We start from the raw sequence: 16,723 nt of genomic DNA, 5'->3' as shown, positions 1-16,723 counted from the left end.
TAGTACCATACGAATTTTCAGGAGGTATTGCCGCATGAAAAAGAGTTATGTTAAGCCTTTATTCATGATGCTAACTGCTATGTTTGCTCTTGGAAGCATTCAGTCAGTCGCAGTAGCAGAAACGAAATATAAAGTCATCAAGGGAGATACCCTTGGACAGTTAAGTAAACAATATGGTGTAACCATTAAAGATATAATGGACGAAAATAATCGTACAGATGATTGGATTTATGAGGGAGAGACCCTTCGTATTCCAGAAAAGCCAAATGGTCAAGATATTGATGAGCTAATTTCAGATGCAAAGGTACCTGAAGAAGAAGCCGTTCAAGCAGCCGAGACGGAAGAATCGAATCAGCCTGCTGAAGCAGAAGAAGTTAAGACAGAACCACAGCCTGCTCCTGAAGCAATGTCTATTTCTCAAGGAGAGAAAGATTTATTGGCGCGCTTAGTAGAAGCGGAAGCAAAAGGTGAATCGTATGAAGGGAAATTAGGTGTAGCTATCGTTGTCCTAAATCGCGTAGAATCACAGCAATTTCCAAACAGTGTTAACGGAGTAATTATGGAAGTAGTAGGGACGAGCTATGCGTTTTCTCCTGTTCAAAATGGCTCAATTAATAAGCCAGCATCCGATGAAGCGCATCGTGCAGTAGAAGAGGCACTGATGAGAAAAGATCGCTTAAATGATTCCATTTACTTTTATAATCCTAACACAGCCACAGATGATTGGATTCGTTCTCGTCAAGTTGTAAAAACAATTGGAAATCATGTATTTGCAAAATAAAGAAAAGCCGTCGATGACGGCTTTTTAATTTTTAATAAAAATTTCATTTTCAGTGGAACCTTTTGATCCTGTGACCACGAGCCCGATATCTGTGTCAGCTTCTAGGTTTTGTACAATAGTAAAAGGAACGTTATGTTTGTTTGCTATTTGAATATATTTTGATAAAAAAGAGTAGGCAATAGTTCCATTTAAAAAGACTTGTCCATTTTGCACGTTAGTGATGGTTCTTTCAGCTTCTTTATAAACGGTTGGCTTCATTACCTGTCCCTTCGTTAAAGCAATTTCAATTCGTTCACGTAAAGCAGTGAGAAAATACTTACGCTCAGCTTGCTTTGTTTCTTGCGTACCATATAGTCCTCTTTCTAAATATTCTTCGATGTTTTCACTCATGATTGTCACTCCTTCTTATATATCATTTACCCATGTTTCAATAAAATATGTAGTTTCATATAAAAATATCATCTTTTAGAACATACTTAAAGAAATCCGATAAAAAGGGTTGCTATTTTGAAAAAATTAGTGTTTAATGAACATAGATCGAAAAGGAAATGATTTCATAAAGTTAAGATTGTAAGCGATTTCAGTTCGGTTTGTATAAAGTTGTTTGGGGAGATGACTTTATACAATAGTACGTTTTGAGGTTTATAAAGGGGAGAATAAGCCTTAAACTCACGGTCAAAAAAGGGTTTTTTATTATAAAAATGCAATCATTTTATCCTTTTCATAAAAAGGGCGATGGACGTAAAATTCATCGCTTTTTTTATATTCTTTTTTGCTGAGCTGTATACCAGCCACGCACTAAATATGTTAGTAGTATTGCCCGCAGTAATAGACATATGTATCTATTTTAATAAATGAAAATGAAGCACGCCCACAAGGCGTGCTTCATTACAGGGAAGACTAACTATTTCTAACATTGTACACTTATATTTTCAAATCTAGGGAAGTTAATTCTAAACATAACGTTTAAACTTGTCAAGGGGTTATCAGTGTAAACGTCGAAAAACCTGCTTACTCAGCTAAACGGAGTAAGGAAACATAGAAATACTGCGGAGCATGATTTGTTGGCGAAAAGAAGTGAGCGGCTGTTCACTTCTTTTGTCTGTTTTAAAGGAAAAAAGAATAAAAAAGCGAATATCATACATGACGTCAAAAAAAGTCGAATAAGGGGGAACTTCTGTGAAACACATAGTTGGTTTTTTCAACGGGGTTATGCAAAGGTATTTACCAGATCCATTTTTATTTGTTATTATTTTAACATTTGCAGTGTTTGGGTTTGGGCTTATTTTTACAGATAGTACGCCAATAAACCTAGTACAGTATTGGGGAGAAGGTTTCTGGGGGTTATTGGCTTTTTCTATGCAAATGATTCTTGTATTAGTAACAGGACACGTATTGGCAAGCAGTCCTCTATGTAAAAAAGGCTTAACGCGCCTTGCTAGTTTGCCTTCGACTCCAGGACAAGCAGTGGTGCTTGTATCGGTTATCTCTCTGCTAGCAAGCTTCATAAACTGGGGGTTTGGACTGGTTGTAGGTGCGTTGTTTTCAAAGGAATTAGCGAAACAAGTGAAGTATGTCGACTATCGTTTATTAATTGCCAGTGCATACAGCGGCTTTGTTATTTGGCATGGAGGGCTTTCAGGTTCTGTTCCTTTAACAATTGCGACACCAGGTCATTTTGCGGAAGATATAATCGGGCTTATTCCAACAAGTCAAACCATTTTTTCCACGTTTAACTTAGTAATTGTAGCGGCTTTGTTTGTGGCTGTACCACTTGTGAATAGATTAATGATGCCACCGAAGGAAGACGCATTCGTAGTAGATCCTGAGCTGTTAAAAGACTTTCAAGCAGCTGCGGCTGAAACTGAGAATATGACACCGGCAGAACGCTTAGAAAATAGCCCAATTATTTCATGGGCAATTGGTGCTGTAGGAATCGTTTTTTTAAGCTATTACTTCGTAGAAAAAGGACTTTTATTAAATTTAGATATTGTTAATTTTCTGTTCTTATTTTTAGGAATCCTGTTTCATGGTACACCTCGCAACTTTTTGAAAGCGGTAACAGAAGCGGTGAAAGGAACAAGTGGCATCATTATTCAGTTTCCATTTTATGCAGGGTTGATGGGCATCATGGTATCGTCAGGGTTAGCAGCTGTAATTTCAGAAGCCTTTGTTTCAATTTCAACTGAAACAACGTTTGCGATGTTTGTTTTTTGGAGTGCTGGAATTGTTAACTTTTTTGTACCGTCAGGAGGCGGGCAGTGGGCAGTTCAGGCTCCGGTAGTTTTAGACGCAGCTCAAGCGTTAGATGTACCAACGGCTAAAGCTGCGATGGCAGTAGCTTGGGGAGATGCTTGGACGAATATGATTCAGCCATTTTGGGCGCTGCCTGCTCTTGCAATTGCTGGGTTAAAAGCAAAAGATATCATGGGATATTGCGTCATGATTTTATTAATAAGCGGCGTCATCATTTCACTAGGATTACTTCTTTTCTAATGTATGGATTAGTAAAAGATGCTATCCATAAGCGAACGGAAAATGCTGATACTATAAATGCAGTAGGCATTACTGTAGAAAACGTAAAATTTCTCTTGCAACCGCCACGGATTTTGCTATAATATCCACGGTGGCTTTTTTAGACACTGGGTGGGTGAGGGATATTGAGAAAAGAAGGAAGAAAATTTGAAAGCGTTATTAGAAAAAGTGTTTCAATTGAAACATCATGACACAACGTTTGGAAAAGAAAGCGTTGCGGGCGTTATTTCCTTTTTATCAATTGTATATATCATTGCGATTAATTCAACCATTTTATCAGATGCAGGTATTCCGCTAGAAGCAGGAATCTTTGCTACAGTTGCTGTATCGGTTATTGGTTGTTTAATGATGGCGTTTTGGGCAAATGCCCCGCTTATTTTAGTTCCCGGTATGGGAATTAACGCGTTATTTACGTATACAATGGTACAATCAATGGGATTAACGTGGCAAGAGGGACTAGCTGCTGTATTTATATCAGGCGTCTTGTTCACTGTACTTGCATTTTCAAGGCTATCTATAAAGCTTGTGGCTGCGATACCGCACTCTTTAAAAGAAGCGATTACCGTTGGAGTCGGGTTATTCTTAACATTTATTGGACTTCAAAAGGGTGGATTGGTTATTCCAAGTGATACAACGTTTGTTGCATTAGGGAATCTATCAGATCCGTTTGTGCTTAGTACGTTGTTGACATTGATGATTACAATTGTGTTATTTATTCGAAATATACGCGGAAACTTTTTGCTCAGCATGATTGCTGGAACGCTTATTGCAATGTTATTTGGTGTTCAAAATCAATCGAACGGTAGCACCTCTACAAGCTTTCAAGAATTTTTTACAGGCTTGGGTGCGTTTTCGTTTACAGCACTTGGACAAATTACGTTTTGGGCTGCAGTGTTCTCATTAACAATGGTACTTGTATTTGAAAACATTGGATTAATTCATGGCCAATTAGGCATGATGGACCAACAGGAAAAGTTTTCAAAAGCTTTTCAGGCAAACGCTGTTTCTGCTTCTTTAGCAGGTCTCCTTGGCACAAGCCCAACTGTTGCATCAGTTGAAGGAGCATCAGGTATTGCAGCGGGTGGAAGAACAGGGCTTACGTCTTTAATCACAGGCGTTTTATTTTTAAGTTCACTGTTTTTTATTCCCTTTATTAAGCTAATTCCAGATAGTGCTATTGCACCGATTTTGATTGTTATTGGTGGCTTGATGATTCAGAATATCAAGAACATCAATCTTCAAGATTTATCAGAAGGTTTCCCAGCGTTTTTAATTATCGCTCTAATTCCGCTAACGTACAGCATTGCTGACGGGATTGCTTTTGGTTTTATTGCATATCCGCTTTTAAAGCTTGCGATTGGCAAAATGCGTGAAGTATCCGCGTTTATGTACGTGATTGCGTTGTTATTTTTCTTAAACTTTGTTTTACACTATATTGCATAAAGTTAAGCAGCTGGTTTGCCAGCTGCTTTTTTTATTTAAGTACATGATTCTAAATCCCTAAAAAAAAGAATAAAGTAGTGCATAAGTATGGTCAGGGGGGATGAGAATGGGAATTAAGTTAATTAAAATTTCAGTGGTTTATTTTGCAGTGGGAATTTTATTGGGATACTACATGTCAATTTCACATAACTATGAGCTAACTCCTGTACATGTTCATATCAATTTGCTTGGCTGGACATCTTTAACGCTAGCCGGAATTTTATATTATTTGTTTCCAAGCTTTTCAAATCATAAGTTAGCAAAAATGCATGCGTGGCTGCATAACTTAGGCCTTCCTATTATGATGATAGGGTTGTTTTTAATGACGGTTCTTAATAGGGAGAGCATAACGCCTGTTATAGCAGTAGGAGCTACTTTAACAACGGTTGGAATTTTACTGTTTGTTTATCATGTGTTAGCACATTTAAAGTCAGAATAGAGGCATAATATATCGGCAATTAAAGGGAAAGAGATAAAGGAAAACGGAGTTATTTTATCGAATAACTAATAGTAAAATAACATAAGAAAAGCGTTTTTGATTTATTAAAAGCAAACTAGGCCTAATAAAAGGGGGAGCTCAGCCGTAAGAAGTCTAGTTACTTATTGCGCCTAAAGAGTGGGGTATAAGTTTCTTACTGCGGAAATACTATGAATGAACAGCAGCAGTTTGTACGTGTGAGGGAGTTAGCAAATGAGATTATTCGTTTTAAGCTTCAAGATCGTGCGGTCTATAATGAAGTTGAGCTGCGCAATAGCGTTGAGTTATTAGCTCGTTCCATTGTAGATCTGGCAAATGTTCATTTAAAAGAAGATGCTGACCCAGAAACATCTCTTAAAGCAACAGTGTGTAAGGTAAAGATGGTATATAACCATATGAATCAAAAGGCAAAACAGCAAGGTCTTGAAGGAGCATATCAAGAAATTCAGGATTTAAAATCGTATGCAGAAAATGAATATGAACAGAAGAATCTTTTAGGATAGCGATTCAACTAACTCCTTCCTTTGTACAAAAAGAAAGGAGAGGGGTAATTTGTCATCTTTAACAATGCCAGAAACCATTGTAGCGTCATTATTAGCGCTATTTGTAATGGGCATTTCCATTCTGTTCTTTATGACGCTTATCTTAACAATCGTTAGAAGAGAGCGGATTCAAGCTCTTGTAAAAGCAGGTAAGACAGATAATGGTGCTCAACACAGCCTGGGAGAATACCTCCGTGCAGTGTGGAAGAGACATTAAAAAAGTGCGAGGCAGCCGCTTCGCACTTTTTATTATTTAATAGAAACGCTATTGTTTTTTGCTAACACGATTTCCGCTGCTTCACTTACAGACGAAACAACAGTAGAAGCGTGTTTTTTTACTTCTTCAGGAGCTGTGGCCATCGCAAAGCTATTAGGTGTTAGTTGAAACATTGGAATATCATTAAAAGAATCTCCCACACATGCTACTTCTTCAGGCAGTAAACCTAAATGATCTAGTAAGATTTGAATGGCATTTCCTTTGCTGATGTGCTTGGGCATAATATCTAAGCAATTCTTTGCAGAAATGTAGGCATCAATGTGCTCTTTAAACTGTTCGGTTAAATCGGCTTGAAGAGCTACCATTTCTGAGTGGTCTCCAAGGATTGTAATCTTTGATGGCGAGAGGGTAGATCCGAATGAATTCAGCATATCACCTTGTTCTTCAATTGGGAAAAACATATGTTTTTCAATTTCATTAATAACGTCGTTTTTCGTTTCTACATAGTTAGTATCGTTTGAACACACCAAGACAACATGATTAGGGTTTAATGTCTTTTTGTATAGGCTGGACGCTAAAGCACTTTCAAATACTTTCGCGTGTAGTGAGAGGTTATCTCTTGTCCAAACGAACGCACCATTTTGACTAATTCGATGAAAGTTATTTCGAATATCAGATGAAATTTTTAGAATTTCACTATCCATTCGTCCTGATGCTAAGCAAACATCAATATTGCTTTCTTGAAGCTTTACTAATGCTTCGATATTATGTGTTTCAACATATTTTTCTTGATGAAGCAGCGTACCGTCAAGGTCGCTGACAAATAGTTTGATCAACTTAAAAAAGCTCCTTTCAATGAACCGGTCATATTTTTACCCATAAGTAGTTAGACATACCTGTTTATTGTAACAAGAAAACGCTTATATTTCATACAAAAAGGCTTCCGATTTAAGGAAGCCTTTTTATCATGCTACTTGTGTATTAATGTTTTGATTAGTATAGGTACGTATCTGTTTAATATACCAACCACCTACGAATAAAGTAAGCACTGTACCAATCCCCATTGATAAACCATAATCTAACCCTAAACCTTCTGGTGCATAAAAGATATAGCAGCAAACTACCGCGGTCATAAACATAGCTGGAATTCCACAAATCCAATGGTTTTTAGCGTGTTGAAGCAAGTAAATGGTAGCCGTCCAAAGCATGACAGTAGCAACTACTTGATTGGTCCAGCCAACGTATCTCCAAAGAAATGAATAATCAATTGTTGATAAATAAAAAGCTGGAACCGCAACGGATAATGTATAAATAAACGTTGCTTTTTTACTGCCTTTTGCGTCTTTGTTTTTCTTACTAACAAGGTCCTCTAGAATCATACGAGATGAACGTAGCGCCGTATCACCAGTTGTAATTGGTAAAATGATAACACCTAAAATCGCAAGAATACCTCCTAATGTTCCAAGCCACGATGTTGAAATTTCATTTACTACAGCAGACGGTCCACCAGCAGCAAGTGCTTCCTGAAGGCCACCCGTTCCGTTAAAGAATGTCATTGCAGCCGCAGCCCAGATTAAGGTAATAACTCCTTCGCCAATCATCGCTCCAAAAAACACTTTACGTCCATCTTTTTCATTCTTTAGGGTACGAGCAACAATTGGGCTTTGTGTGCAGTGAAAGCCTGAAATAGCACCACATGAAATGGTTACCATTAATAGAGGCCAAATTGGCAGCTCTTGTGGATGAAGGTTTTCTAATGTTAAATTTGGTACAGATTCTTTTGAAATGAAAATAAGTGCAAATGCAATTGAGATAGCCATGAAAATTAATACTGCACCGAATAAAGGATAAATTCTTCCGATAATTTTATTAACAGGTAGAACCGTCGCTAAAATAAAGTAAGCAAAAATAATAATCAGCGATATGATAAAAGGTAACGATGTAACGCTTGTAATCAACTGAGCTGGACCAGCTGTGAATGCTGCAGCCACTAAAATCATAAGCACAAGAGAAATGACATTGATGATTTTTCTCATGTTTGTTCCAAGATATTTACCAACTAGAGCTGGGTACTGTGCTCCTCCATGACGAAGAGATAGCATGCCAGAAAAGTAATCATGGACCGCTCCTGCAAAGATACAGCCGATGACAATCCAGATGAACGCTACTGGTCCATATAATGCGCCCATAACGGCTCCAAATATGGGACCAAGACCTGCAATATTTAAGAGCTGGATTAATGAACCTTTCCACCATTTCATTGGTACATAGTCTAATGAATCAAACTTTTCATATGCTGGTGTTTGTTTGTTTGGATCTATAACGAAAATTCGCTCAACCACTTTTGAGTAAATGGCATATCCCCCAATCAAAAGGGCAATAGAAGCGAAAAAAGTAACCATGTGAACATCCTCCTAAAAAGAAAAAGTTTTAATTGTTTGAAAATTTAATATTCTTATCCTAACAAATGTCAGAGAAGGTGACAAGGTATTTTTTCAGAAAAATTATTTTTTTTAGTTTTTTTAATGTTTGGAATAGGAAAAAGCTACCGTTACATAGCGGTAGCTTTTTCTTTGTTTGTTATAGTACGTTAAAATATTTAGCTTCTGGATGAGCAAACACAAGCGCCGTAACAGAAGCTTCAGGCTCCATCATAAAGCCATCAGTGAGCTCAATGCCCACATCTTCAGGCTGAATCAATTTAAACAGCTTTGCTTGGTCTTCTAAGTCTGGACATGCTGGGTAGCCAAAAGAGAATCGCTGTCCTTGATACTTAGCAGAAAATCTTTCTGCCATAGTAAAGTCCGGAGAGTCAGGGAAGCCCCAGCGGTCTCGAATTTGTTGGTGAACACGTTCTGCTAACCCTTCTGCTAGTTCAAGTGCCAGCGCTTGGAAAACGTGACTCTTTAGAAACTCACCATTTTCTTTAAACTGGGCAGCACGTTCGCGGATTCCTGTACCGGCTGTAACTGAGAAGAAGCAGACGTAATCCATTTCTTTTTCAACAGGCTTAGCAAAATCAGATAAGCACAGGAATTGTCCTTTCTCTTGACGTGGGAACGTGAAGCGCTCAATTTCTGTTTTTTGGTCAGCAGGGTCATAAATCACTAAATCATTCCCATCAGATTGTGCAGGGAAGAATTGATAAATAACAGCCGGCTTAATTAAGTTTTCTTTTAGAGCTAATTCCAGCAGTTCATCTACGGTTTCTTTTAACTGAACGGCTCGTTCATCTTTTTCAGCAAGCAATTTATTAACTTTACCTTTAAGTCCTAAATGATGGCCTAAAAGCATTTGCCAGTTAATGTAAGGTAAAACTTGAGCTAAGTCGTAATGCTTCACAACGTGACGTTTTAAGTCGGATGGTCTAAACACCGGAGCATCCGTTGATACAGCAGACCTTTGTAACACAGCTGTTGCAGTTGTGCTTTCTTGTTGTTTTCGTTCTTTAAACAATACTTTCTTTTCTTGACGAACTTTCAAATCTTCAAGAAGCTGAGTAATCTCTTCTTTGTTCTGCAGCTTATTGGCAAGAGAAAGGCCATCCATTGCGTCTTTAGCATATAGAACAGCACCTTCATATTCAGGCGCAATTTTAAAATCAGTAAACTTACGAGACAAAGCAGCGCCTCCTACCATAATAGGCACGTTGATCTTAGACTGAGTAAGATCTTGTGCTGTTAATACCATCTGCTGAGCAGATTTCACTAACAGGCCAGATAACCCAATAATATCAGGCTTTTCTTTTTGTACAGCTTCAATAAGCTGTTGAGGAGTTACTTTGATGCCCAAATCGACCACTTTAAAGCCGTTGTTGCTTAAAATAATGTCGACTAAGTTTTTACCGATATCGTGAACATCGCCTTTAACCGTGGCTAAAATCACTTTCCCTTTACCAGAATCGTTTTCTGATGCTTCCATATGCGGTTCTAAAAAGGCAACGGATGCTTTCATAACTTCCGCACTTTGGAGAACTTCGGCGACGATTAGCTGGTTATCATTAAATAAGCGCCCAACTTCTGCCATTCCATTCATTAATGGACCGTTAATAATATCCAATGGGTCATTATATTTGGTAAGCGCTTCTTGGAGGTCTGGTAGCAGTCCTTCTTTTGTTCCTTCTACAATATACATAGCTAAACGTTCTTCAAGGTTTAAATTTGATACTTCGATTTTTGATTCTTTCTTTTTATCACGATAAAAGTCTGTAAACATGCTTAGCGTCTCATCATTAGTCGTAAACAGGAGCGCATCTGCTAACTTAATTTCTGCTTCAGGAATAGACGCATAGCGCTCTAACTTTTCTGTGTTAACAATGGCATAGTCAAGGCCAGCTTGCGTACAGTGATAAAGGTATACAGCATTTAGCACTTCACGTCCAACAGGCGGCAAGCCAAACGATACGTTACTCACACCGAGAATGGTTTGACAGTCAGGCAATGCTTCTTTTATCATTTTAATTCCTTTTACCGTTTCTTCTGCAGAGCCAATATACTGTTCATCACCTGTACCAACAGGGAAAACAAGAGGATCGAAAATAATATCTTTAGGGTTGAATCCGTGTTTTTGAACTAGTAAATCGTGTGAGCGCTTTGCGATTTCAAGCTTTCGTTCAGCGGTAACTGCCATACCTTCTTCATCAATTGTACCCACGACAAGAGCAGCACCAAATTTTTTCACAAGTGGTAAAATGGCATCAAATCGCTCTTCACCATCTTCTAAGTTAATGGAATTAATAATTGCTTTCCCTTGTGAGTAGGTGAGAGCACGCTCAATTACGGCTTCATCGGTTGAATCGATAACAAGAGGCACTTTGACTTTCTTTACCACCTCTTGGATAAATAGCTCCATATCTTCAATTTCATCGCGATCTGGATCGGCTAAGCAGATATCAATCACGTGTGCACCATTTTTTACTTGAGCACGCGCGATTTCAGAAGCTTCTTCAATCTTTCCTTCTGCAATGAGACGTTTAAATTTACGTGAGCCAATAACGTTTGTACGTTCACCTACAAATAAAGGGCGCATCGAGTCGTCATAAATTAATGACTCAATTCCAGAAACTGCGTGGTTATGCTCAGTTCGGTCTAATGGACGAGGAGCGACGTCTTTCACCGCATCAGCTAACGCTTTAATGTGAGCAGGCGTAGTACCACAACAACCACCAACAAAATTTAGCCAACCTTTATCCGCAAAGCTTTTAATTTTTTGAGCAAGAAGTTCAGGTGATTCATGATAGTTACCTTCTTCATCTGGAAGACCAGCGTTTGGGTAGCAGCTAACAGCAGATGTTGCTAATTCAGATAAAGAGCGAATATGATCAGTCATAAATTCAGGACCTGTAGCACAGTTTAAGCCAACAGATAGGGGCTTGATATGCTCTAAAGATAGATAGAAAGATTCAATATCTTGGCCTGCCAGCGTTGTTCCCATTGGTTCGATTGTTCCTGAAATCATAATAGGCAGCTCTTTGTTTGCTGCTTCAAATGCAGCTGTAATTCCTAAGAAAGCTGCTTTTACGTTTAGCATATCCTGACATGTTTCCACAAGAAGGAGGTCAACGCCACCGTCTAGCAATCCACGAACCTGCTCTTCGTACGACTCAACGAGTTCTTGAAAAGTAATTCCACCCGTTACGGAAAGTGTTTTCGTTGTTGGGCCAATAGCTCCAGCTACAAACCTTGGCCATTCAGGCGTTGAAAACTTATCCCTTGCTGCAACGGCTAGCTTTACCGCTTCGATGTTTAGTTCGTAGGCAAGGTGGCCTAAATCGTACTCATCTAACACAATAGAAGTAGAACCAAACGTATTGGTCTCAATAATATCAGCACCTGCAGCGAAATATTCTTCATGAATACGCTGAATAACGTGAGGAGCTGTTCGTGTTAAATATTCATTACAACCATCGTATTCTTCGCCACCGAAATCATCAGCTGTTAAATTGGCGTCTTGAATCATTGTTCCCATTGCACCATCAATGACTAATATTCGCTTCTGTAATTGTTCTTGAATTAGTGAGGTCATTTAGTTCTTCCTTTCTGTCGTTACAAGTTGTTTATCGTTAATATAACGAGTTAAAATCTCAGTCATTTGGTAGCGCATAAATGGTGTAATCAAATAGATACCGTTAAATAATTCATATGCAGTATCGATTAAGTTTTTTGCGATTGCTAATCCTTCAATTTCACCTTTAATTCGATCTTCTCCAGTAGCATCCATGCGTGCTAAAATATCTTCCGACAATTTGATTCCCGGTACTTCATGATGAATAAAGCGAGCATTACGAGCACTTGTGAGAGGCATGATGCCGATATAAATTGGAGCATCTAAGTGCTTTGTTGCTTCGTAAACTTCTTCAATTTGTTTTGTTGAGTAAAGCGGCTGCGTAATAAAATAATGAGCACCGCATGAAATTTTCTTTTCCAGTCTGACAACTGCACGATCTAAATGTCGGACGTTTGGGTTAAATGCCGCTGCAATTGAAAAATTAGTTTTTTGTCCAAGCGGCTTTCCTGAATAAGATAACCCTTCATTAAATTGGGCAATTAAGCTAATTAAATCGAATGAAGAGACGTCATAAACGGACGTAGCTCCTGGGAAATCTCCAATCTTTGATGGATCTCCTGTAATGGCTAATACTTGATTAATGCCAAGCGTATGAAGCCCCATTAAGTGAGATTGAAGTCCAATTAAGTTACGATCACGACAAGTAATATGAACAAGCGGTCGAGCATCCGTTTGTTGCTGCATAAGGGATGCCATTGCTAAGTTGCTGACTCGAGGTGATGCAAGAGAATTATCTGCAAGTGTAACCGCATCAACACCAGCCTTATGAAGAGCTTTTGCACCCTCTAGAAATTTTGTTGGTCCAAGCTGCTTGGGTGGATCAAGCTCAACGATAATTGAGCGTCGCTCTTTCACAAGATCATGCAGGTGTGGTTCTTTTGTTTGCTCTTGCTCTTTGATTTCTACAAGTGGTCTAATCTTTACTGTTTTTTGCGTAATAGGCTTTTCATGCTTTAATGCTTGTGACATCGCTTGAACATGAGCCGGCGTAGTGCCGCAACAACCACCCACTAAACGAACGCCTTGATTGCGAAAAGCTTTTGCACTTTCAACGAAATAATCTTCGTTTGTAGCATACTCTACTTTTCCTTCTACGTAAGCTGGTAAGCTTGCGTTTGGATAAGCTGATAAGAAAGCACGATTTAAAAGCGGCACTTCTTCAAGGGATTGAATCATATGGGAAGGACCTAATCGACAGTTCAGGCCCACAACATCTGCACCTAAAGATTCTAATTCTTGAAATGCATCATAAAGGGATGCACCGTTTTGTAATACACCAATATCATGAAGTGAAACATGTGTAATAATCGGTTTTGATGTTTCTTTTCTAGCCAAAGATAATACGGTTTTTAACTCTTCAAAATCGTAGTATGTTTCAAATAACAATCCATCAACGCCTTCATTTAACAACCAAAAAAGCTGTTCGCGTATACTTCTCTTTACTTCTTCTGTTGAGATGGCGTTTTTTTGAAATGAGCGAATACCTCCTAATGTACCGACCACGTATGCGTCTTTCTTCGCAGCTTGCTTGGCAATCTGAACAGCTGCAACGTTAATATCTTTGACAGCGTCTTCTAAACCATATCGTGCAAGCTTTTGATAGTTAGCAGCATATGTGTTGGTTTGAATGACATCTGCACCCGCTTCTACATATGCACGATGAATGCGATGAATTTCTTCTTTCTTTGTGATGTTTAACTCTTCAAAGCAACTATCAATTCCATGTGAATACAGAAGGGTACCAGTTGCACCATCTCCTATTAAAATGCGTGATTGTAAATCTTCAAGTAACCCCATTTGAAAACCTCCTTAAACGTTCTATTTCATCTGTTATCAGTTGTATTCAAATAAAAAATGAATAAACAAGAAAAAGCCTTCTGTAAGAAGAAGGCTTGACTGCTTCTTCTTATCTTCCAAGCGATTTGCTTGCTGGATTTAGCACCATGTCATTTCGACTGGTTGCTGAGGTTTCAAAGGGCCAGTCCCTCCACCTCTCGTGATAAGAATCCATATATGAGTACTATTTTAGTTCATCATAATTAGTACAGAGTTGTATTTGTTCAAAAAACGAACGATAAAGATGAAATTTAATCTTATTATCTAATTTATCTGATTTTTTTATATTATACAAGACAATTTCGAAAATTTCATTAATAAATCATAAAAATCCCCACTTCAACTTGTAAGAAGTGGGGAAGGATACATTGAATTAATTTGTTAAGGTCTCCATGTTAAAAAAGAAGCTAGTATTAATCAACAGGTCGTCCTTTAGAAGCTTCTAAAATTTGGAACCACTGCATGCGGTTCATTTCTAAATCCAACGCGTCAATTGCAGCGTCAATTCGATTCATCTTTCCAGAGCCCACAATCGGCATAATAGTAGCTGGATGAGCCAGTAGCCAAGCATAGGCAACTTGATCTAATGATTTTGCACCAATTTCTTCGCCGATTTCGATTAGCTTGTTTCGTACGCGAATAGAGCGCTCATCTTCAGCGGTGAAGATGGATCCACCGCCTAGTGGTGACCAAGCCATCGGTGCTATCTTATGTTGCTGACATTGTTCAATTGTGCCTTCTTCAAAATGATTTAAATAAGTAGGCGAGATTTCAATTTGATTCGTAATGAGTGGAAAAGGTAAAAATGACTGGAGTAAGTCAAACTGTGAACGTTTAAAGTTGGATACTCCAAAGTAACGAACTTTTCCTTCTTCTTTAAGCTGGATAAACGCATCCGCAACTTCTTGTGGATTCATAAAAGGATCTGGACGGTGGATGAGTAAAACATCTACATAATCCGTATTTAAATTTTTGAGCGACTGATTGGCGCTGTTAATAATATGTTGTTTGCTTGTATCATAAAAATTAATTTTACGCTCTGGATATTTATCAGACGTTAGTTTAATGCCACATTTTGTAACAAGCTGCATGGATTCACGTAAAGAAGGTTTTTGCGCTAACGCTTGCCCAAATAAACCTTCACAGCTGTAGTCACCATAAATATCTGCGTGATCAAATGTAGTGATACCTTTCTCTAAGCATTGTTCAATGAGAGTTTGCGTATCGCTTGTTGATAAATTCCAATCGGCTAAACGCCATAACCCATGAATAATTCTTGAGAATTTTAAGTCTTCGGCTAATTGTACGTACTGCATATATTCACCCTTTTCAAAATGACTAGATAGTAAATTCGCTTTGATTATAACAGATAGATAAAGCGATTACATCTTTAAAGACTCGTCTTTTTTACTTTGTCCTCTCATATAGTTTAGTACAAGCTACTTTTCTGCGCGATAAAATCCGTTGGTATAAACAATAAAAGTGGTGGATTCAAAGAAAATGAGGTGGAGGACTTGACGAAATGGAAGCTGACGCTGCAAGTAGCTGCTACCTATATTGGCACTGTAGTAGGAGCAGGCTTTGCAACAGGGAAAGAAATTGTGCAATTTTTTACTCAATATGGCTCAATCGGTTTATTTGGGATTTTAATTAGTGGGCTGTTCTTTATTTGGTTAGGAGCAAAAATGATGCTCATTGCACAATCAATTGATGCAACGTCTTATCAAGCATTAAATACGCATTTATTCGGTTCGTTTATGGGGAAACTTATCAATGGCTTTACCGTTATTATTCTATTTGGAGTCACATCGGTTATGCTAGCAAGTACGGGAGCGATTGGAGCTGAGCAGCTTGGGCTTTGGCCTCAAGTAGGAATGCTCCTGACAATTGGGCTAGCATACATATCCGTTTCAAAAGGAATAAATGGTCTACTGCTTGTTAATTCGCTTGTAGTGCCCATGATGCTTGCTTTTTCAATCTTAATCTTTATTCCACACTTCCCACACTTTTCATTTTTACAAGTATCAACGGCTCATTTTCAAGGGGAGTGGAACTGGCTGATTAGCCCTTTTTTGTATGTAGCCCTTAATTTAGCACTAGCACAAGCTGTTCTTGTTCCTTTGGGGAGTGAAGTCAAAGATCGAAAAGTCATTAAAAACGGTGCAGTTTTAGGTGGTATCGGATTAACTTTTATGATGGTGGCTACGCATTTAGCTCTTTCGAACTTGCCATATGCATACCACTTGGATATTCCAATGAGTGAAGTCGTAAAACATATTGGTGTCTTCGTTAATTGGCTCTTTTTACTAGTAGTTTTTGGTGAGATTTTTACCACACTAATTGGAAATGTATTTGGAATTGCTAGACAAATCCAATCCATATTGCCAATTTCAAATCAGCGAGCATTTGTCTTTATCTTTGCGCTGTGTTTTCTCGTTGCACAGGTTGGATATGGAGAATTGTTGAAGGTTCTTTATCCAATATTTGGTTATATTGGATTAGGGCTTTTGGTTATGCTTTGTATTAAAAAAGAAAAAAGGTGACTCTGCAGGTAAATGAAAATGTGTTAAAAAGTGTGACAACTCTTGAAGCCTCTGTTATAATAAGGACAAATTCGACAGATAGTGTCGACATAAATATCCTTCGGGGTCGGGTGTAAGTCCCAACCGGCGGTGATAAGGCAATGCCTTTAAGCCCGTGACCCGTTTTCGAATTTTTCGATAACGGTGGATCTAGTTAAAATCTAGAGCCGACAGTAAAAGTCTGGATGGGAGAAGGATCAGGAG

13 protein-coding genes and 2 riboswitches are annotated in these 16,723 nt (G+C 38.4%); of the genes, 7 read left to right on the top strand and 6 right to left on the bottom strand.

Going from position 1 to position 16,723, the window contains the following annotated elements; all coding sequences use genetic code 11:
- The first annotated feature begins 34 nt into the window (after nucleotides 1-34).
- Nucleotides 35-781 (top strand): cell wall hydrolase, encoded by a 747-nt coding sequence (locus V2145_RS13120; RefSeq protein ID WP_311858742.1) that lies wholly within the window; start codon nucleotides 35-37, stop codon nucleotides 779-781.
- Nucleotides 782-805: 24 nt separating this feature from the next.
- On the opposite strand, the gene V2145_RS13115 is transcribed toward V2145_RS13120, so the two are convergent.
- Complete coding sequence (locus V2145_RS13115; protein WP_094911604.1) at nucleotides 806-1,171, bottom strand: YueI family protein; 366 nt, start codon at nucleotides 1,169-1,171, stop codon at nucleotides 806-808.
- A gap of 789 nt (nucleotides 1,172-1,960) precedes the next feature.
- On the opposite strand from V2145_RS13115, the gene V2145_RS13110 reads away from it, so the two are divergent.
- The 5 genes from V2145_RS13110 (at nucleotide 1,961) to V2145_RS13090 (ending at nucleotide 6,035) form a co-directional block, all read left to right on the top strand.
- The gene (locus V2145_RS13110; protein ID WP_094911603.1) at nucleotides 1,961-3,277 is read left to right on the top strand and encodes a short-chain fatty acid transporter; all 1,317 of its coding nucleotides are present in this window, start codon (nucleotides 1,961-1,963) and stop codon (nucleotides 3,275-3,277) included.
- A gap of 186 nt (nucleotides 3,278-3,463) precedes the next feature.
- Nucleotides 3,464-4,759, top strand: coding sequence for an NCS2 family permease (locus tag V2145_RS13105; RefSeq protein ID WP_094911602.1), 1,296 nt, complete (start codon nucleotides 3,464-3,466; stop codon nucleotides 4,757-4,759).
- A gap of 106 nt (nucleotides 4,760-4,865) precedes the next feature.
- A complete protein-coding gene (locus V2145_RS13100) occupies nucleotides 4,866-5,237 on the top strand; it encodes a cytochrome-c oxidase (protein ID WP_094911601.1) in 372 nt (123 codons plus the stop codon).
- Nucleotides 5,238-5,446: 209 nt separating this feature from the next.
- The gene (locus V2145_RS13095) at nucleotides 5,447-5,779 is read left to right on the top strand and encodes a hypothetical protein (RefSeq protein ID WP_076513049.1); all 333 of its coding nucleotides are present in this window, start codon (nucleotides 5,447-5,449) and stop codon (nucleotides 5,777-5,779) included.
- Between the two features lie 49 nt (nucleotides 5,780-5,828).
- Nucleotides 5,829-6,035: a hypothetical protein gene (locus V2145_RS13090; RefSeq protein ID WP_224840129.1), complete on the top strand. Its 207-nt coding sequence runs from the start codon at nucleotides 5,829-5,831 to the stop codon at nucleotides 6,033-6,035.
- Nucleotides 6,036-6,067: 32 nt separating this feature from the next.
- Here V2145_RS13090 and V2145_RS13085 read toward each other — a convergent pair whose 3' ends face one another.
- The 5 genes from V2145_RS13085 to V2145_RS13065 form a co-directional block, all read right to left on the bottom strand.
- Complete coding sequence (locus tag V2145_RS13085; RefSeq protein ID WP_094911600.1) at nucleotides 6,068-6,871, bottom strand: HAD family hydrolase; 804 nt, start codon at nucleotides 6,869-6,871, stop codon at nucleotides 6,068-6,070.
- Nucleotides 6,872-7,000: 129 nt separating this feature from the next.
- Nucleotides 7,001-8,437, bottom strand: a complete 1,437-nt coding sequence (locus V2145_RS13080; RefSeq protein WP_094911599.1) for a carbon starvation CstA family protein — start codon at nucleotides 8,435-8,437, stop codon at nucleotides 7,001-7,003.
- A 178-nt stretch (nucleotides 8,438-8,615) separates the two neighbouring features.
- Nucleotides 8,616-12,059 (bottom strand): methionine synthase, encoded by a 3,444-nt coding sequence (gene metH / locus V2145_RS13075; protein ID WP_094911598.1) that lies wholly within the window; start codon nucleotides 12,057-12,059, stop codon nucleotides 8,616-8,618.
- A complete protein-coding gene (locus V2145_RS13070; RefSeq protein WP_094911597.1) occupies nucleotides 12,060-13,898 on the bottom strand; it encodes a bifunctional homocysteine S-methyltransferase/methylenetetrahydrofolate reductase in 1,839 nt (612 codons plus the stop codon).
- A 106-nt stretch (nucleotides 13,899-14,004) separates the two neighbouring features.
- Nucleotides 14,005-14,107, bottom strand: a riboswitch (SAM riboswitch).
- A gap of 243 nt (nucleotides 14,108-14,350) precedes the next feature.
- The gene (locus V2145_RS13065) at nucleotides 14,351-15,253 is read right to left on the bottom strand and encodes an aldo/keto reductase (protein WP_131886976.1); all 903 of its coding nucleotides are present in this window, start codon (nucleotides 15,251-15,253) and stop codon (nucleotides 14,351-14,353) included.
- Nucleotides 15,254-15,451: 198 nt separating this feature from the next.
- Here V2145_RS13065 and V2145_RS13060 point away from each other — a divergent pair, with 198 nt between their 5' ends.
- A complete protein-coding gene (locus tag V2145_RS13060) occupies nucleotides 15,452-16,480 on the top strand; it encodes a YkvI family membrane protein (RefSeq protein WP_094911595.1) in 1,029 nt (342 codons plus the stop codon).
- A 92-nt stretch (nucleotides 16,481-16,572) separates the two neighbouring features.
- Nucleotides 16,573-16,720: riboswitch (FMN riboswitch) on the top strand.
- Nucleotides 16,721-16,723 lie beyond the last annotated feature (3 nt).

Origin of the sequence: Priestia sp. GS2, assembly GCF_036409025.1 — a bacterium.
GTDB classification, from domain to species: domain Bacteria; phylum Bacillota; class Bacilli; order Bacillales; family Bacillaceae_H; genus Priestia; species Priestia aryabhattai_A.
Note: the sequence above shows the minus strand (reverse complement) of the source record. Positions and strands in the feature narration are given on the sequence as shown.